A 17,949-nucleotide genomic window follows, 5' to 3' on the forward strand; every position below is an offset into this window, starting at 1 on the left:
AAAGTTATAGACATTATTAATATGTTGAAATTAAAATATTTTCGCATGATAGTTTCCTTTCCATTCTATTCATTCTCTCAAGATCGAAGTAAACGTACATCTACCCGCCAAATGTATTCCACAAATATTATTTTAATATCAGTCATTCTACTATTTTTATTTCAAAATTACTCGTATGGAACAGCTTTTTTCATTTTTTCTCACCTTTTCCTTTCGTAACAACATATTTGTTAAAGACAACCCAGTTAAAAAACAATCCTACAGCTACAAGAACTGAAGAGACCACAAATAATGTAATTCCCCCTTCCATCAAATATTTTTTTATTGTTATTCCAATTAAAAAAAGTAATAATATAAGAAAAAATAAATTTACAACAATGATTCCAATTTTTTTCATAACCAACGATTCTCCCTTATAGAAACAATCTATTGATAAAGCTAAAAAAGAACCTTAAGAAAAAATATTATTCAAGAACTCCCTAATAATAATATCCAATATATAATTTTCGACCAGAATCATAACTATACCGAATACGAGTTAATCCTCTATATGTCTTTGGAGGCACTGTATCAAATTCGAATACTTTATATGCAGAATAAGGATTGACTTGGTATGGTTGATTTCCAACATCAACTTGAGTAGTTCTCGTTGGGATATAAGGAACTAAAAGTGCTGCTATCATAAATAACCTAATAATTTTTTTTGACATCATTATCACCCCCATTCATATATACCACAAAAATAGTCTAAGGAATTAGATTGTTCACGAATGGCTCTTTCTAATTCATGAACGGTAAGCACTTTGCTCTACTATAATAGAAAAGGCAGCTGAAATACTTTCTTGAAAGGTGTGATTAATCATGGATTTTTTTTACATTGGGAACTACGCTATTTCGCTCCTTACAATTTTTTGTTTAAAGAAAAAACGTACAATACCAGATATTATTGCTACTTCGTTCTTTTACGGTCTCACAATTTTCTTTCTAGGAGACTACAGTGTTCTAGTAAGACAAATAGCATTTATTTTAATCAATTTTGGTTCATTTTATTATTCTGAAAAGACCATTCCACAAGCTGTTACTAAATCCTTCATTATAGAACCATTACAACAATTTAGTACTACCATCATTCTTTCTCTTAGTTCACTGTTCATTCTGAAGAATTCAATCGATCTTTCTCCAGTAATGCTGCTCTTGCTACCAGCACTATTATCGTGTGTAGTAGCAATTTTATTAAGGAAACTACTTATAAGACTTGAATCTATTAACCAAATTTTGACTCCTGTTATGATGGTGTTTTCTATCATACTCTTTGCCTATACGCTCTATCCTATTTTTGTTTTTGATGTAACATATACTTTCAACGATAATTGGTTAAACAATCGGTCCTTAACAGGTATTTTTATTGCCTTTTTTATCACTCTAACCATTCTACTTACGCTCAATTGGTTAAATGATCGAAAAAGAAAAAGATTAGTTGATGATCAAATTCAACTTGAACTCGATCGTGCTTATATAAATCAATTAGAACAACATTCTTTGGAAATACGGAAATTTAGACATGATCAAAGTAATCTACTACTCAGCATAAATGCATTTATTGCCGAAGATAATTTTCCTGGATTAAAAGATTACTATAGTAAACATGTAGGGATTCAAGCTAGATCAATCAACTCTTTGGATAGGCAATTAACATCATTAGCGAATATTGATAATTTACCTATTAAAAGCATTGTCTACACTAAACTTCAACTCGCAAATATCCAAGGAATAGAAGTTACTCTAGAAGTTTTGGATTCAATTCATATTAGTAATAAAAATGTAGCATCACTAGTTAGGATATTAGGTATTTTTTTGGACAACTCTATTGAAGCTCTAAAAGATTTAGGATACGGATCATTATCCGTCGCTTTTTTTAAAATAGAAGATACGATTCATATCATAATTCAAAATGATTGCGACTCCTCTATTATCCAATCAATTTCACTTCTAGAAGAAGAAGGATTTTCAACAAAAGGTAAAAATCGTGGACTAGGCCTTTCTAATGTGAAGGCTCTTCTAAGAAATAGACCCTTTTTGCTTGAAACAAATATTTCTGAAAACAAATTCACCCAAGAATTGATTGTTTTGCCTGAGAGGGGATAGCCAGTTATGTATGACATACTTATTTGTGAAGATGATAAAATCCAGCTCAATCAAATAACAAAAATCATTACTAATCTAATCATGATTGAAGATTTTCCAATGAAGGTTATTTTATCTACAAATTCTCCTGAGGAAATTATTTCCCATATTATTAGCAATTTGGGCACAAACTTTATCTATTTTCTAGATATAGATTTAGACTCTTACATGAACGGTATTGAACTTGCTGAAAAAATTAGGGAGATAGACTCATTAGGAAAAATTATTTTTATTACAGCTCACGAGGAGATGGCTCCCCTAACATTTAAGTACAAAGTAGAAGCTCTCGACTTCATCTCTAAATGCGAAGGCATAGACTTATCTGGCAATATAGATACTGTTCTGACTACTATTTTAAAAAGAGACTCTTTGAATCTAGAAAAGAAAGAGCGATTAAGTATCTCAATAGGAAGTTCAAAAAAAATCTTCAAGAATGATGATGTACTTTTCTTTGAAACAACAGGAGAACCTCATCGCCTCTATCTTCAATCGAAAACTGGTAGACTAGAATTCTATGGAAACCTAAAAGATATGGAGAAACACGGAGATCAGTTTTGGCGTGTTCACAAAACTTGTGTTGTTAATACGGATAATATTTTGGAGATGGATGAAAAAAGGCGGTTATTAACAATGCCAAATAACTTAATCTGCCCAATCAGTCGTGGGCAATTAAAAAAACTGAAACAGATTTTATGATAATTACGAATGACCATAATTATTGGATTCAACTCAACGACTGCATAAAAATATAGGGAGCAAATGTTAATGGCTCCCTATATTTTTTTCTACTTTCCTAACAAAACAATCTTATCCGCCTTGTAATACATTGGATGTCCTGCCATGCTTGGTTGAAGATTCTCAAACCGGCATTTGACACTCTCACGCTTCATAATCTCGTCATTGTCAATCGGATGATCTAAGTTGTTGACGGTGACTTGCGTTGCTTTTTTACGGAATTCTCCCTCTAGGATGGTCACCGAATATTTGTACCCTATAATCTCATCGGTATAGAAGTTTCTTGGTTTGTTTTCGCGATCTAGAATGACCTGACCATTTTCATCAGTTCGGGTTTCGGTCGCAAATTTCGGAGTGACCTCATCTAGTTCAAAGGTTGGGCCAATGGCACCGAAATCAAAATCATTGATACTTAACATTTTTGGCATCGTATATTCTTCCTTTCTTTGCTATACTTGTTTTAGAAAATTTTTTAACAGAGCGTTCGTTTACTTATTGGGAAGTGATGGACGCTTTTTTGGTGCGTTCTTGAATAAGCGGAATCAAATCGGGACGTTGTTGCTCGCTGACGTATTGAATCATGCGATCAGAAAGTTCGGGGGTCCATTCATAATTGGGTCGAATCTCTAACAAACTTGGGTCAATCCCGACACCCTCATGATGCAAGAAAAAGAGTGCCTGAGTTAATGCCATGGGTCCACCGTATTCATACCAGTTCAAGGAACGGTCAAAGCTACTCACTTGATATTGCCGGGTGATAGTGGGAACTAGACTTGGTTTTAGGTAGTCCTGCCACCAACGACAGACCTGCTTTAAGGAGCCGTCGGTGTAAAAGGTAAGTTCCGTTTGTAGAAATCCTCGAATTAAGTTTGCGATACATTGATCTTGCGGTAAAAAAGCAATGGTTCGAAAGAGACTATCTGCCACGTCATTTCGTGTTTCGACTTCCAACCGAATTTGGGGAGCCCGAGCCAGAATTTCCTCTTGTTTCACTCCATCAAAATCTTTGGCCATTTCTTTGGCTTTGTCGTAGGCCCGAAACATACAAGCCGATCCTCGAACGCCGATACTAACCGTTTTTGCCCGTTGTTTGGCATCAAACTCGCTGTCATGGAGTTGATAGCTTCGTCCTTTTGAAAGGAATTGCTTCCGTTTCAACTTATTGTGGAGTTGTTCTACCGTGAAGTAGGGCACTTCATTGTAATCATCTAAGGCTAAATCTAGCCGCTTGATTTCAAAGGTGAAGGCGGTTTGACTAGCATGCTCGTAAAAACGGGTGGCGAGTTCTTGAAAGACATTCGCCTTGGGGTTATACGAAAGCAAGATCCATTCATAGGTGGTACAGGCTTGCCCGCTTAAGACAAGGGTTCCGCGTTCTTTGGCCTTTTCTGGCTGATGATAGGTGTAGTATTTGAGAAAACCACAGGTGTACACAATATCGTATTCTTCATGTTTTAAACTGCCTGCTTGAATCGAGACGGATTCTAAACTGATTTTTAATAAGTCTTGAAAGACCGTCTGATAACTGACTTGATGCAAGACGGCTTGAAACCAGTCTACTTTTCCTAGCACATTCTGGGTACTTTTGGTCATTTGGTCACCTCCTTTAAAATTTGCGCTTGTTCGCAAATTATTTTTGTTGTGAAAAAGCTTGGTAGTATCGGCTTTTTTTGCATTTTTCCGGTAGTTATTAGCTATTATTTTTCTCTTTATAAGGTGCTATTAGAAAGGCACCTTATCTTAAGCCGGTATCTGGTGTTCGCAAAAGACCTGTGCGTTCCACGCGTCCGTAAGCCTCGCCTGCCGATTGGCTTTCAGCCATCGCAGACGAGGCAACGGCTGCGGCAACCACCCCAACCCGACACCGGCTCCTTTCCTTGGCCCCACACCTTTGTTTAGTTTTGATAGGTTAATAACCATCTTCTCACCGCCTGAATGCTGTATAAAACCATACCTGAGTCCAATCGAATTTCTGGACAGCCCTGAAGAACCCATTCTTTCAATGTATTAACACTCACATCAAAATGCGCCGCACAATATTTTTGTTTGACGATATCCTGCTGGGTCTGTGTTTCTTCCAAGCGAGTTTCTAACAGGGCAAAGAATTGATTGGTCTGATCTTTTTGCCAATCCAGGAGCGCTTGTTCCAATACCGACATTCTTTTCACCTCCTTACATTTTCTTTTTAAAACTAAAAGAACTATAAATAAATAAAATAGTATCTTTTCGTACACTCTACCGCGATCTAAAATAGATGTCAAGTATATTTTAAAAGTTTACTTGAAATACTATTTAGTTTATTTTTTACTTGAATTTTTTAGAGAAAGCGCTTATGATAGACCCGAGGTGAGGAAAATGATAGAAAACTTTGGCGGCAATGTCGCTCGTTTACGAAAAGAAATGGGACTTTCCCAAACGGAATTAGCAGAAAAGATTGGTGTACAAAAACAAACCATCTCCAATATAGAACGGGGAATTCGCTACCCGACCTTTGAGAGCTTAGAAAAATTTGCGACGGTCTTTCATGCGACACCGATTCAACTCTTTGGTTCACCAAAAGAGATTGCGGTCTCTGAAACAACGGTTATTCTTGATCGCATCGACGAGTACGATCAAAAAGTTCAAAACTTGTTTACTTTGGCGAAAATTTTGAATAGCCATACAGTGAAAGAAATAGACGAGGTAGCAGAAAAGCTAGCCTTTATTGAACGTTTCTTTACCCCGCAAATGCGTTTGGATGAAGACGGAAATCCGATTTTGGATCGTCATGGGAAACCAGAGATGAAACCAGTCTTCTTTGACAACTTACCGTTTGAAGAAATCGAGAAAACCGCAAAAGACTTAGCCTTCATTCAAGAAGCACAACAGAACCAGTAACAAAAGTTCATTCCTTTCCTATGTGCCCCACACATGAGAAGGAGAAAAAATGCCAACATACACACAGTATCAAAAAAGCAATGGAGCAAATTTATGGAGAGTCACGGGATATCTTGGAGTAAATCCCGAGACAAAGAAGCAAGTTAACATTAATAAAGGAGGCTTTCTCACTCAGAAAGCTGCTAAAGCTTATTATCGTCAAGTTTCGTATGACATTTTAAAAAATGGGTTTCAAAATCACAAAGATGCAACATTTAAGGAAATCTACGAATTATGGTTAGAAACATACGAACTCACTGTAAAAGAATCGAGCTTTGTAAAACTTAAGCAAAAATTTGACACTCATATTTTGCCAACTTTTGGAGAGAAAGAAATCCAAAAGATCCAAGTATCTGATGTTCAAAAGTTTGCCAATGCCATGCGAGAAAAGAACACTCAATTTAAGGAATATGTTTCAAACGTCTCACGAATTTTTGAATTTGCTATTAAGCAAGGCTATTTATCTGAAAATCCAGCAAAGAAGATTGTCATGCCGAGAAAGAAAAAGAACCTTCAAGAAAAGGAAATAAACTTTTATACCAAAGACGAGCTTAAAAAGTTATTGAAGTATGCAAGAAACAATGAACCTTTTCAAATCTATACATTCTTTTTCTTGCTTGCGAATACAGGTTGTAGACAAGGTGAGATTTTGGGTTTGCAATGGGATTGCATTAATTTTGAGGAAAAAGTACTTACCATAAAACAGACTTTGACTCGTGGGAAGAACAGAAGGCAATATCTTGAGGAACCAAAAACTAAAAAGTCTAGAAGAAAAATCCCGTTAACTGATGAGACGATTTGTATCTTGAAAAAGTGGCGTCTAATTCAGAAAGAGGAGTGTCTAAAATTAGGTGTCAATATCTTTGATGGGAAACAGTTTATCTTTTGTGATGAAAAAGGTGAACCTATCCAACTATCACATCCGAGACTTTGGTTACACAGAATCTCAAAGCGTGCTGGAATTCCTAAACTAAGTCCTCACGCACTTCGACACACTTTCGCAACCATTCTAATTGGACAAGGTATTAATTTTAAAACCGTTTCAGAGCTGCTAGGGCACTCTAGTGTTTCAATGACGTTGGATACCTATGCAGGAGTTTATCAAGAAGAGAAAATAGATTCAATCAATCTCTTAGCGAACGCTCTAAGCTAAATAGTTTAGAGTCTAGAAATAAAAAAAGGATTCAATCGTCTCAATCCTTGCTATACAAGCATTTGTTGAGATGACTGAATCCAAAAAGTAGTTTAGATAATAGTTTAGACGGGCTTGATATTTGCTGATATTCAATGATATTCAATGATATCAATAAATCAAGACAAAAAGAAAAAACCTTGATACATCAAGGTTTTTAGGCTAAGCGGGTGACGAGAATCGAACTCGCGACGGAAGCTTGGGAAGCTTCTGTTTTACCACTAAACTACACCCGCAAGACAAGAAATAGTATATAGCTTTTTTTATTGTTGGGCAAGCAATTTGTTGATAATTTTTGAAATTGTTTTGTTAAACTAAAATTGTTGCTGAATTCTATTGGGGATAGAAGCTTATTTTTACTAAAGTTCGAAATAATTATTACGAAAATCACGAAAGCTAGAATTATGCCACATTTTATAGTATAATTTCGGTTTGAGGAGTACGAGGTACTCCTTCATTTTTTAAGTAAAGGAGCACCTATGTTTCAGGAATATAAACCAACGTGGATGGTTTCGGCCATCTATCAAATTACACCGGAACAATTAAAAAAGCACGGCATTAAAGCTGTTTTAACTGACTTGGATAATACTTTAATCGCTTGGAATAATCCTAATGGGACAGAAGAGTTGCGTCGATGGTTAAAGCAAATGGATGCAGCGAAAATTCCTGTTGTTGTGGTTTCTAACAATAATTATGAACGTATTGCAAAAGCACTAGAACCTTTTGGCCTGGATTTTGTTTCTCGAGCTTTAAAACCCTTTGCAAGAGGAATCAAAGCAGGATATGAAAAGTTGGGTATGAAAAAAGAAGATGTCGTCATGGTGGGTGATCAAATTATGACAGATATTCGAGGGGCCAACAGAGCGGGCGTTAAAAGTATTTTGGTGAAGCCGGTTGTGGCAACTGATGGATGGAATACTCGTATCAATCGCTTTTTTGAACGCAAAATCATGAAGTATTTACAAAAAAATAATCCGGATATGAAATGGCAAGGTGAACTAAATGACTGAAACTGAAATAATTTATTGTATTGGCTGTGGTGCCGAAATCCAAACACAACGTCCGGGTGAGTTAGGCTATACCCCACAATCAGCTTTGGATAAAGGGCTTGAAACGGGTGAAGTATATTGTCAACGTTGTTTTCGTCTGCGACACTACAATGAGATTCAACCAGTCGCTTTAACTGATGATGATTTTTTACGTTTGTTAAATGAATTAGGACAAAAAGACGCCTTGATTGTAAATGTAGTTGATATTTTTGATTTTAATGGCTCACTTATCCCAGGACTACATCGTTTTGTGGGGGATAATCCGGTTTTAATGGTGGGAAATAAAGTCGATATTTTACCTAAATCATTAAAAAGAGGAAAAATGACACAGTGGATGCGGGAAAGAGCGCACGAAATGGGTCTGCGTCCAGTTGATGTCTTGTTAACGAGTGCAAAGAAACCACAAGAGATGACAGAGTTATTAGCGGCAATCGAAAAATATCGTGAAGGACGGGATGTTTATGTTGTCGGTGTGACGAATGTCGGGAAATCAACTTTAATCAATCAAATTATTAAGCAAACTGCTGGCGTCAAAGATTTGATTACAACCTCGCGCTTTCCTGGTACAACTTTGGACAAAATCGAAATTCCATTAGAAGATGGCCACTTTTTGATTGATACACCAGGGATTATTCACCGGGAGCAGATGGCGCATTATTTAGGAGTGCAAGATCTAAAAATCGTTGCACCTCAAAAAGAAGTTAAACCTAAAGTTTATCAACTAAATCCCGAGCAAACTCTCTTTTTGGGTGGGTTGGCACGTTTTGATTTTATTCAAGGAAAACGTAGCTCATTTGTCACTTATGTTTCAAATGATGTAGAAATTCACCGGACTAAATTGGCAAATGCTGATGCTTTTTATGAAAAACATGTGGGGGGCTTGTTACAACCGCCACGTCAAGATGAAGTAACAGATTTTCCACCTTTACAGCGTTTTGAATTTTCAATTAAAGAAAAAACAGATATTGTCTTTGCGGGATTGGGCTGGATTACAATTACTAATCCATGTGTTATCGCTGGCTGGGCGCCTAAGGGTGTTGCGGTCTTAACCAGAAAAGCATTGATTTAGAAAGAAGGCTACTATGGAATTACGAGGAAAACAAAAACGCTTTTTAAGAAGTAAAGCACATCACCTGCAACCGATTTTTCAAATCGGTAAAGGGGGGATAAGTGGCCCAATGATTATCCAGATTGGTGAAGCATTGGAAAAACGGGAGCTTATCAAAGTTTCGTTACTACAAAATACAGATGAAATTGCAACGGAAGTCGCCCAAATTTTGACAGAAGAAGTCAACTGTCAAGTCGTTCAAATTATTGGTCGTGTTTTAGTCTTATACCGACCAAGTAGTAAAGAAAAATATCAACGAATTTCAAAAGAAGTAAAAGCAATTTAGGAGGTTTGGCAGATGCAAAAAGTGACAGTCGGTGTCGTACCGAAAGTAAAAATGGCGCCGTTTGACAATAAGCGTCGTAAACAAGTCGGTATTTTAGGTGGAAACTTTAATCCAGTACATGTGATGCATTTAATTATTGCAGACCAAGTAGGACAACTTTTAGGCTTAGATGAAGTATATTTAATGCCGGAGTATCTGCCTCCTCATATTGATGCAAAAGAGACCATTTCAGCTGAGCATCGCTTGGCAATGTTAGAATTAGCAGTAGAAGGAAATCCTCGCTTGAAAATAGAAGATATTGAAATTAAAAGGCAGGGTATCAGTTATACAATCGATACTATGAAGATTTTGAAAGAGAAAAATCCAGATGTTGATTTCTATTTTATTATTGGTGGCGACATGGTAGCTTATTTACCAAAATGGCACCAGATTGATGAGTTAGTGAAGATGGTTCAATTTGTAGGGGTAAAACGACCAGAATATAGCCAAGAAACCCCCTATCCAATCATTTGGGTCGATATTCCACAAATGGATTTAAGTTCCTCGTTGATTCGTAAGAAAATTGCCCAAGGGTGCTCGGCACGCTATTTTCTACCAGATCCTGTGTTAAACTATATTTTAGAAAAGGGGCTGTATCTTGATGAAATATAGTAATAATTATACGGCGATGGATCGAGAATTGCTGATGCAAAAAGTTCAGATGCAAATGAGTGAAAAACGCTTCAAACATGTTTTGGGTGTTGAAGAAACAGCAATTGCATTGGCGAATAAATATGGTGCTTCACCAGAAAAAGCTAGTATTGCTGCCTTGACCCATGATTATGCTAAAGAAAGAAATGATGGAGAGTTTCAATTGGTGATTCGTCGTGATGGATTTGATTTAGAATTATTAAAGTGGAACAATGCTATTTGGCATGGTATCGTGGGCGTTGATTTTGTCCAACGAGAATTAGGTATTGATGATAAAGAAATTTTAGATGCAATTGCGTTGCATACGACCGGAGCAGCTGAAATGTCGCTTTTGGCAAAAATCATCTACGTAGCTGATTTTATTGAACCAGGAAGAGATTTTCCTGGTGTGAAGGAAGCTCGTGAAATTGCGTTAATTAACTTAGATGACGCAGTTGCGTATGAAACAAAGCATACACTAGCCTATTTAATTGAACAGAGTAAGCCTGTTTATCCCAAAACGATTGAGACTTATAATAAGTGGGTTGCAAATCATGGTTAGCTTAAACAAAAAAACAAATAGTAAATATTGGAGGGAACTACCATAGAAAGTAAAAGGATTTTACAGACAGCAGTAGAAGCTGCTGATTCAAAGCATGCACAAGACATTATTGCATTAGATGTGCGAGATATTTCATTATTAGCTGACTATTTTTTAATCTGTTCTGCTAACAGCGAACGCCAAATTAATGCAATTATTGATGAAGTTGTGGAACAAGAAGAAAAACAAGGAGTTGCCATTAAACGAATTGAAGGTAAAGATGGTGCTAAATGGGTTTTAATCGATTTAGGAGATGTTATTGTCCACGTCTTTAGCACAAGTGAACGAGAATTCTACAATTTAGAAAAATTGTGGTCTGACGCACCTTTAGTTGATTTAAATGCATGGCTTGTATCTTAAAATGGCGTATGAAACATTTGCTTTTGTCTATGACGAAGTGATGGATAAAAATCTTTATGAGAAATGGTATGAATTTTCTAGCCGTCATTTAAAACAAAAGAAGCAATTACTAGAATTGGCTTGCGGTACGGGTGCTTTGGCTTGTCGTTTTGCAAAAGAAGGCTATGATGTTACGGCGTTAGACTTATCTGAAGAAATGTTGATGATTGCTAGTGAACGTGCATTTGAAGCGAATGCTTCTGTTCAATTTATTGAAGGAGATATGCTGGATTTAAATGATATTGGCGAGTACGAAGCCGTTACATGTTTTTCAGATTCACTTTGTTATATGCCAGATGAGCAAGCTGTCCAACAAGTGTTTGATGGTGTTTACCAATTGCTAAAGGATGAGGGAATCTTTATCTTTGATGTCCATTCACTTTATCAAATCAACGAAGTGTTCCCTGACTATAATTACCATTATCAAACAGATGAATTTGCCTTTTTATGGGAAAGTTATCAAGGTGAATTACCTGATAGCATTGAACATTTCTTAACTTTTTTTGTAGCTCAAGACGAAAAAAACGATTTATTTGAACGACGAGACGAGCTACATAAAGAACGGACCTACTCATTAGAACTTTATCAGAGGATGTTAGAGAATGCCGGTTTTAATCAAATCGAATGTTTCGGCGATTTTACCGATAGCCAACCAAACGAAAAAACACGCCGCTGGTTTTTTGTTTGCCAAAAATAAGTGAATACGACAATCCGGACTTTATGTGTCAGCCTATGACACATAAAGTCCGGATATATTTGTTTTCAAAACATTTTTTATTGATAAAGAAAGGAGAAAAAATGAAATCCTGTGGTGTTATTGTAGAATACAATCCATTTCACAATGGCCATCTTTATCACGTAGCAAAAGCGCGCGATGTTAGTCAGGCAGATGTTGTGATTGCGGTAATGAGTGGTAATTTTTTACAAAGGGGAGAACCGGCCGTTATAGATAAGTGGCAAAGAGCGAAAGCAGCGCTTGCAAATGGCGTCGATTTGGTAATTGAATTACCATTTCAATATGCATGCCAGGCAGCAGATATTTTTGCAAAAGGTGGTATCAAAACGTTAGCAGCATTACAATGCGATAGTTTTTGTTTTGGAACAGACTATGAAACGGATTTTGATTATCCTCATTTTGGTCAGCAATTAAATCAGTACGCACGAGAAATTGAGACGCTTTTACAAAAGAAGGCCGACCAGAAGAAGACTTATCCACAGATTATGCAAGAAGTTTATCAGGAATTATTTAACTTACCACAAGTAAAACAAGTGCTACCCAATCATATTTTGGGGTTAAGTTATGCCAAAGAGAATGCCCAATTACAAAAACCGATGAATTTAATTGCTATTAAGCGACAAAAAGCTGGTTATCATGATCTTCATATTGCAGATGAAAAAATTGCCAGTGCGACAGCAATTCGTAAATTGTTGCACGAAAATCGTGATATTTCAGATTTTGTACCGATGGACACAAAAACAGATTTAGCACATTATTTTGTTAGTTGGAATGACTTTTGGCCATATTTACGTTACCGCTTAATGAGTAGTACGATAGCAGAATTGTCAGCTATCTATCAAATGGAGTTAAGTTTAGCATTAAAAATGCAAGAAACAGCGCTGTATACGGATGACTTTGCACTTTTTATGCAAAAAGTGAAGTCCAAACATTACACTATGACACGTATTCAACGGCAATTGTGTTACGTTTTGCTAAATACTACCAGTAAGGAGATGAATCGTGCTTGGTCAGCCAACTATTTACGTATTTTAGGGTTTAACGCAATCGGACAAAAGTATCTAAATCAAATCAAAAAGACAACAGTCTGGCCTTTATTAGCACGAGTTGGCAAAAGTGGTGCCAATCAAATTCCATTAACATTAAGAGGTGATGGTATTTATCGCTTAGCTAATAAAAAAATTGTTGAACAAAATTTTGGAAGAATGCCGTTGAAGCAGATTTGATGTCAAAAAAGACTTCACAGAAAGCCATGACACAAGTATAATGAAAAAGGACGTTTTTTCGTCAGTTGAATAATATAGAAACGGAAGTGAAACTATGGGTCGTAAGTGGGCAAATATCGTCGCGAAAAAGACCGCAAAAGACGGCGCGAATAGTCGTGTTTATGCAAAATTTGGGATTGAAATCTACGCAGCAGCAAAATCAGGTGATCCTGATCCCCACGCTAACCAAAAATTACGTTTTGTTATCGAACGGGCGAAAACGTATAATGTGCCAAAACATATCATTGATCGTGCAATTGAAAAAGCAAAAGGTTCTGGCGATGAAAATTATCAAGAATTGCGCTATGAAGGATTTGGACCTAATGGCTCAATGGTAATTGTTGATGCATTAACAAATAATGTTAATAGAACTGCTGCTGATGTTCGAGCTGCCTTTGGCAAAAATGGTGGGAACATGGGAGTATCTGGCGCGGTTAGCTACATGTTTGATAATACGGCCATTTTTGGTTTTGTGGGTGAAGATGCTGATGAAATTTTGGAATACTTAATGGAAAATGATATTGATGTTCGCGATGTTACAGCAGAAGACGATCAAATTATTGTTTATGGTGAACCAGAAGATTTTAACAGTATTCAAGAAGCTTTAAAAACTAGAGGAATCACTGAATTTTCAGTAGCAGAAATTCAAATGATACCACAAAATGAAATTAAATTAACTGGTGAAGACTTAGAAAAATTCGAAAAAATGATTGATGCATTGGATGATTTAGAAGATGTACAACAAATTTTTCACAATGTAGAGTTAGATGACTAAACTAAGTTAGCAAACAACATTTTTGGTAGATAAAATAGTCAAGTAAAAAAAGAACTACTTTCTGTAGCTCTTTTTTTTTATCAAATTTTACCTTCTAGAGCTATTTGAATATTCATAAGAGCTTTATTAAACTCTATCTGTACGGTAAAGAAAACTGAAAGGGCTGTTAGCCAACCGAAGCTAACAGCCCAACAAAGGAGAAAATTTCAATTATCATACCATGAAAAAAGAATAGCATGTCAATTTAGTTGGTTCAACACTTCTCCGCTAAAAGAACAGCGTTAGAACAATAAAAATGATCAATACAAAAGAGATAGAAAGATTTATTTACAGAAGAGTAGAAAAATAGAAATTAGGTTGAGTTAATCAACTTAAGCTTAAATTTTGACAACTTGCTAATGCTTTGGGATAGTTGATTAGGAGGGGATAATATGATCAAAGCCTACAAAGAATACTGGCACAATATGACAGTGATGAACGCTTCCGCTAAAAGAGGGCATGGTGGCCGCAAGTAGTGAACTATTTCGTTTTAGCCTTATATTCTATTTTATCTGGTGTCGGTCGTTATATCGAAATTACACCAGATGACGTAACGGTCATTAAAGAGTGGAACACTATTACGATTATTTTTATTTTATTAAATGCACTTATCTGGCTCGCTAACTTCACTGTGCGGGCAAGAAGATTGCACGATCGTAATCATAGTAACTGGTGGATTCTGTTTTATTTAATTCCAGTAGTTGGAACGATTATTATTTTTATTACACTCATTTTACCAAGTAAGCAAAATACGCGTTGGCCAGTGAACCAAGCGGACATTTAGAAAAGTGGAAAAACTAAATCCGACAATTCAAGTGCGAATTGTCGGATTTAGTTTTTTTATACGTTTGTTTCTTATTAGTAAGGTTAAGTGATTTTAGATTTTGCAACTAAACTTTGTAATGCACTGATAAAATATGGCAAATATAAAAACCATAAATTAAGTCGTTGCCATAATCCGCGATGTGAGACTTGAAATTGACTAATAATTGGTATTTTTGGCATTGCAAATAAAAACATAAAAATGAGGGCAGCAACAAAGATGAATGGCAATAAAACAGTCATTGGAAAATTTGATTCTTGTCGATAGAGAAGAAATAAAAGTAGCGTTCCGATCAAAAGCGCTACAAAACCCGCACCTGAAGCATAGTTGTGAAGTAACGATGTAAAATCTACTTCACTTGAATTAGCAGCGCGATCAAAGACGCCGGTAATAATACAGTCTCCTATACCAAATAAAACTACCATAATAGAAAGGACAAATGCTAATTGTGGATTTGTTTCTTTAAACCGTTCAAAAATTGCTGGTGCACTTGAAACAAAGAGAACACCGTTAATAATTTCCCAAATTTTAAATGCTGATTTGGTAGGACTACCCGTTTCCCCAAAAGTCGAGATTAAATCATTAATCTGACTATAGTTAGGATAATACTTTGCCAAAATAAAAGGGAGTGCAATCTCACTGATAATGGCTAGTAATAATAAATAAAAGCCATATTCTTTTAAAAATTTCATGTTGGTCACCCCAATAACTCGATTTATGTACAACTAATATTCTAATCTTATTTGTTTGACTTGGAAACTAATAAGACTTTACGTAAGGGCTACCAAATCCCAATCAGAAAAATTCCAAATTATGATATACTATTAATACTTTGAAGTTAGAAAGAGGTTAATAGTGTGGCAACAAAATACATTTTAGCGTTGGATCAAGGAACAACTAGTTCGCGCGCCATTATTTTTAATAAAAAGGGAGAAGCTGTTGTTAGTGCACAGCGAGAATTTCCCCAAATTTTTCCCAAGGCCGGTTGGGTAGAACATAATCCGGTTGAAATTTGGAATTCAATTCAGTCAGTTATTGCAGATGCTTTAATTGACGGCAATATTAAACCCCATCAAATTGCCGCAATTGGTATTACTAACCAACGCGAAACCACTGTTATATGGGATAAAGAAACAGGAAGTCCAGTCTATAATGCGATTGTTTGGCAATCAAAGCAAACCAATGAGATTGCCACGGCTTTAAAAGAAGCTGGACACGGAGAAATGATTCAAGAAAAAACGGGGTTGTTGATTGACTCATATTTTTCCGCAACAAAAGTGAAATGGATTTTAGACAATGTCAAGGGAGCAAAAGAAAAGGCAGAAAAAGGAGATTTGTTATTTGGAACAATTGACACTTGGCTTTTATGGAAATTAACCGGTGGAAAAGTACATGTCACTGATTATACGAATGCTAGTCGTACAATGATGTTTAATATTCATGAATTATGTTGGGACGAAGAAATTTTACGTCTTTTAGATATTCCGAAATCGTTGTTGCCAGAAGTGCGCTCAAACTCTGAAATTTATGGTTATACAGATGATTATTTATTTTATGGCCAGAAGATTCCCATTGCTGGTATGGCTGGTGATCAACAAGCTGCATTGTTTGGGCAGCAGGCTTTTGAAGTTGGTAACGTGAAAAATACTTATGGGACGGGAGCCTTTATTGTTATGAATACTGGCAATGAAGCGATCAATTCTGAAAACGGTTTACTTACTACTATTGGCTATGGGATTAACGGTAAAATCACCTATGCCTTGGAAGGAAGTATTTTTGTAGCAGGTTCTGCTATTCAATGGTTGCGTGACGGTTTACGTTTATTTGATCAAGCTCCTGATTCTGAGACTTATGCTAGTCGCGTTGCAGATAGTGATAATGTTTATGTCGTTCCGGCTTTTACTGGATTAGGTGCACCTTATTGGGACCAAGAAGCAAGAGGTGCGATTTTTGGATTGACACGAGGAACCACCAAGGAACATTTAATTCGCGCAACGCTGGAGTCTCTGGCTTATCAAACTTGTGATGTTGTCAAAACAATGGCTGATGATGCTAAAACACCAATCACTATACTAAAAGTTGATGGTGGAGCATCAAAAAATGAACTATTGCTACAATTTCAAGCTGATATTTTACAAACGCCTGTTGAAAGAGCAAGTTATTTAGAAACAACAGCTTTAGGGGTAGCTTATCTGGCTGGATTAGCTGTTGGATTTTGGAAAGATTTAACGGAACTGAAATCTTTTCAAGCTAAGGGGAAATCGTTTGAACCGCAAATGACAAAAGAAATTTGCAAAAATTTATATGCAGGTTGGCAAGAAGCAGTAAATGCTACAATGGGATTTAAACATCGGCCATTGGAAAAATAATTTTTTTGATTCTATTCGTCCAAAGATTGTATTTGAATAAAATATGGTATACTAATTTAGTGGAAACGTTATCTTTGAGGTGGTGGATTTCTTTGGAAAAAATTAGTTTAGAACCTTTTGACCGTATTTTAAGTGATTATCAACAAAAAGCTGAATTGGCGGTGTCTGTTGGCGATTGTTCAACCTTGGCGCGTCGTTGTCAACGCTTTGGTGTTGAGGGGTATCGCTTGGGAGATTTTCGGGGAGCAGGTTATTTAAATCGATATGTTTATTACTCAGTAACTCAAGCACCGATGTTGATTTATCGACAAAAATATTTGATTCCTTTAGTATTCCGTCATAACCCAGAAAGTTACGAATTATTTTCTGAAGAATATCGTTTGGAGAGTTTTTTCATCTTATTAGCTTGGTATTTAAAAAATGAACCACATAAAGTTGTTTTACAAGATTACGAAAAGCTAAAAAACAAAAGATGGCGTCATGAGTTTACAGTGATTGATAGTGCTTTTTTGGTTTTTCGATTATCAGAAATTTTAGACGCAGCGGGTTTGCCATTAAGCCAATGCGAAAATCTTACAACCTTTAAAGAATGGAACAAAAAACATCATTTACTCGATAACGGACTTATTGGTCGCCATGCCAAAATCTTTGATGAAGAAGATAAAAAACAGCGATCAGAGCTTAAGATGATTTTGCAATTAATTCGATTAAAGTATCCCAATACGAAATTATTTATATAAAAAACCAAACCAATTGGTTAGTAGATAGAAAAATTAACGTCTTGCTACCAATTGGTTTGGGTA

Annotated in this window: 21 protein-coding genes, 1 tRNA gene and 1 pseudogene; 16 read left to right on the top strand and 7 right to left on the bottom strand. The window is 36.1% G+C overall.

Annotated features, from left to right (window positions below; translation table 11 throughout):
• Window positions 1-190 precede the first annotated feature (190 nt).
• The gene (locus EsVE80_RS05735; protein ID WP_173102855.1) at window positions 191-397 is read right to left on the bottom strand and encodes a hypothetical protein; all 207 of its coding nucleotides are present in this window, start codon (window positions 395-397) and stop codon (window positions 191-193) included.
• Between the two features lie 82 nt (window positions 398-479).
• Window positions 480-710, bottom strand: coding sequence for a hypothetical protein (locus EsVE80_RS05740; protein ID WP_173102856.1), 231 nt, complete (start codon window positions 708-710; stop codon window positions 480-482).
• Window positions 711-861: 151 nt separating this feature from the next.
• Between EsVE80_RS05740 and EsVE80_RS05745 the strand changes: the two genes are divergently transcribed.
• Window positions 862-2,145: a sensor histidine kinase gene (locus EsVE80_RS05745; RefSeq protein WP_173102857.1), complete on the top strand. Its 1,284-nt coding sequence runs from the start codon at window positions 862-864 to the stop codon at window positions 2,143-2,145.
• A gap of 6 nt (window positions 2,146-2,151) precedes the next feature.
• Entirely contained in the window at window positions 2,152-2,880 is a 729-nt protein-coding gene (locus EsVE80_RS05750) for a LytR/AlgR family response regulator transcription factor (RefSeq protein WP_173102858.1), read from the top strand.
• Window positions 2,881-2,969: 89 nt separating this feature from the next.
• Here EsVE80_RS05750 and EsVE80_RS05755 read toward each other — a convergent pair whose 3' ends face one another.
• The 3 genes from EsVE80_RS05755 to EsVE80_RS05765 all read right to left on the bottom strand — a co-directional run bounded on the left by EsVE80_RS05755 (window position 2,970) and on the right by EsVE80_RS05765 (window position 5,078).
• On the bottom strand, window positions 2,970-3,347 hold the full coding sequence (locus EsVE80_RS05755; RefSeq protein WP_173102859.1) for a hypothetical protein: 378 nt from the start codon (window positions 3,345-3,347) through the stop codon (window positions 2,970-2,972).
• Between the two features lie 64 nt (window positions 3,348-3,411).
• Window positions 3,412-4,548, bottom strand: a complete 1,137-nt coding sequence (locus EsVE80_RS05760; RefSeq protein WP_232061288.1) for a replication initiation factor domain-containing protein — start codon at window positions 4,546-4,548, stop codon at window positions 3,412-3,414.
• 266 nt (window positions 4,549-4,814) lie between these two features.
• A complete protein-coding gene (locus EsVE80_RS05765; protein WP_010753425.1) occupies window positions 4,815-5,078 on the bottom strand; it encodes a hypothetical protein in 264 nt (87 codons plus the stop codon).
• 196 nt (window positions 5,079-5,274) lie between these two features.
• Between EsVE80_RS05765 and EsVE80_RS05770 the strand changes: the two genes are divergently transcribed.
• The gene (locus EsVE80_RS05770; protein ID WP_173102860.1) at window positions 5,275-5,796 is read left to right on the top strand and encodes a helix-turn-helix domain-containing protein; all 522 of its coding nucleotides are present in this window, start codon (window positions 5,275-5,277) and stop codon (window positions 5,794-5,796) included.
• Between the two features lie 49 nt (window positions 5,797-5,845).
• The gene (locus EsVE80_RS05775; RefSeq protein ID WP_173102861.1) at window positions 5,846-6,988 is read left to right on the top strand and encodes a tyrosine-type recombinase/integrase; all 1,143 of its coding nucleotides are present in this window, start codon (window positions 5,846-5,848) and stop codon (window positions 6,986-6,988) included.
• Between the two features lie 204 nt (window positions 6,989-7,192).
• On the opposite strand, the gene EsVE80_RS05780 is transcribed toward EsVE80_RS05775, so the two are convergent.
• A tRNA-Gly gene (locus EsVE80_RS05780) sits at window positions 7,193-7,263 on the bottom strand.
• A gap of 243 nt (window positions 7,264-7,506) precedes the next feature.
• Between EsVE80_RS05780 and EsVE80_RS05785 the strand changes: the two genes are divergently transcribed.
• From EsVE80_RS05785 to EsVE80_RS05830, 10 genes and pseudogenes are all read left to right on the top strand, one after another.
• Window positions 7,507-8,037, top strand: a complete 531-nt coding sequence (locus EsVE80_RS05785; RefSeq protein WP_173102862.1) for a YqeG family HAD IIIA-type phosphatase — start codon at window positions 7,507-7,509, stop codon at window positions 8,035-8,037.
• A complete protein-coding gene (gene yqeH, locus EsVE80_RS05790; protein WP_173102863.1) occupies window positions 8,030-9,145 on the top strand; it encodes a ribosome biogenesis GTPase YqeH in 1,116 nt (371 codons plus the stop codon). The genes EsVE80_RS05785 and yqeH overlap by 8 nt, the downstream gene beginning before the upstream one ends.
• 13 nt (window positions 9,146-9,158) lie before the next feature.
• Window positions 9,159-9,470, top strand: coding sequence for a ribosome assembly RNA-binding protein YhbY (yhbY, locus tag EsVE80_RS05795; RefSeq protein WP_173102864.1), 312 nt, complete (start codon window positions 9,159-9,161; stop codon window positions 9,468-9,470).
• A gap of 51 nt (window positions 9,471-9,521) precedes the next feature.
• Window positions 9,522-10,121 (top strand): nicotinate-nucleotide adenylyltransferase, encoded by a 600-nt coding sequence (locus EsVE80_RS05800; protein ID WP_232061318.1) that lies wholly within the window; start codon window positions 9,522-9,524, stop codon window positions 10,119-10,121.
• A complete protein-coding gene (gene yqeK / locus EsVE80_RS05805) occupies window positions 10,111-10,701 on the top strand; it encodes a bis(5'-nucleosyl)-tetraphosphatase (symmetrical) YqeK (protein ID WP_173102866.1) in 591 nt (196 codons plus the stop codon). The genes EsVE80_RS05800 and yqeK overlap by 11 nt, the downstream gene beginning before the upstream one ends.
• Before the next feature lie 57 nt (window positions 10,702-10,758).
• Window positions 10,759-11,100 carry a ribosome silencing factor gene (rsfS, locus tag EsVE80_RS05810; protein ID WP_173104133.1) on the top strand — a complete coding sequence of 114 codons (342 nt, stop codon included), beginning with the start codon at window positions 10,759-10,761 and terminating at the stop codon, window positions 11,098-11,100.
• A gap of 1 nt (window position 11,101) precedes the next feature.
• Window positions 11,102-11,836: a class I SAM-dependent DNA methyltransferase gene (locus EsVE80_RS05815; RefSeq protein ID WP_173104134.1), complete on the top strand. Its 735-nt coding sequence runs from the start codon at window positions 11,102-11,104 to the stop codon at window positions 11,834-11,836.
• Window positions 11,837-11,937: 101 nt separating this feature from the next.
• Window positions 11,938-13,101 (top strand): nucleotidyltransferase, encoded by a 1,164-nt coding sequence (locus EsVE80_RS05820; RefSeq protein ID WP_173102867.1) that lies wholly within the window; start codon window positions 11,938-11,940, stop codon window positions 13,099-13,101.
• 94 nt (window positions 13,102-13,195) lie between these two features.
• Window positions 13,196-13,915 (top strand): YebC/PmpR family DNA-binding transcriptional regulator, encoded by a 720-nt coding sequence (locus EsVE80_RS05825; protein WP_173102868.1) that lies wholly within the window; start codon window positions 13,196-13,198, stop codon window positions 13,913-13,915.
• A 431-nt stretch (window positions 13,916-14,346) separates the two neighbouring features.
• A pseudogene (locus EsVE80_RS05830) lies at window positions 14,347-14,738 on the top strand (DUF805 domain-containing protein).
• Between the two features lie 83 nt (window positions 14,739-14,821).
• Here EsVE80_RS05830 and EsVE80_RS05835 read toward each other — a convergent pair.
• The gene (locus EsVE80_RS05835; RefSeq protein WP_173102869.1) at window positions 14,822-15,469 is read right to left on the bottom strand and encodes a DUF998 domain-containing protein; all 648 of its coding nucleotides are present in this window, start codon (window positions 15,467-15,469) and stop codon (window positions 14,822-14,824) included.
• 165 nt (window positions 15,470-15,634) lie between these two features.
• Between EsVE80_RS05835 and glpK the strand changes: the two genes are divergently transcribed.
• Both glpK and EsVE80_RS05845 read left to right on the top strand, forming a co-directional pair.
• The gene (gene glpK, locus EsVE80_RS05840; RefSeq protein ID WP_173102870.1) at window positions 15,635-17,146 is read left to right on the top strand and encodes a glycerol kinase GlpK; all 1,512 of its coding nucleotides are present in this window, start codon (window positions 15,635-15,637) and stop codon (window positions 17,144-17,146) included.
• A 92-nt stretch (window positions 17,147-17,238) separates the two neighbouring features.
• Complete coding sequence (locus EsVE80_RS05845; RefSeq protein WP_173102871.1) at window positions 17,239-17,886, top strand: hypothetical protein; 648 nt, start codon at window positions 17,239-17,241, stop codon at window positions 17,884-17,886.
• Window positions 17,887-17,949 lie beyond the last annotated feature (63 nt).

Origin of the sequence: Enterococcus saigonensis (assembly GCF_011397115.1) — a bacterium.
Taxonomy (GTDB): domain Bacteria; phylum Bacillota; class Bacilli; order Lactobacillales; family Enterococcaceae; genus Enterococcus_C; species Enterococcus_C saigonensis.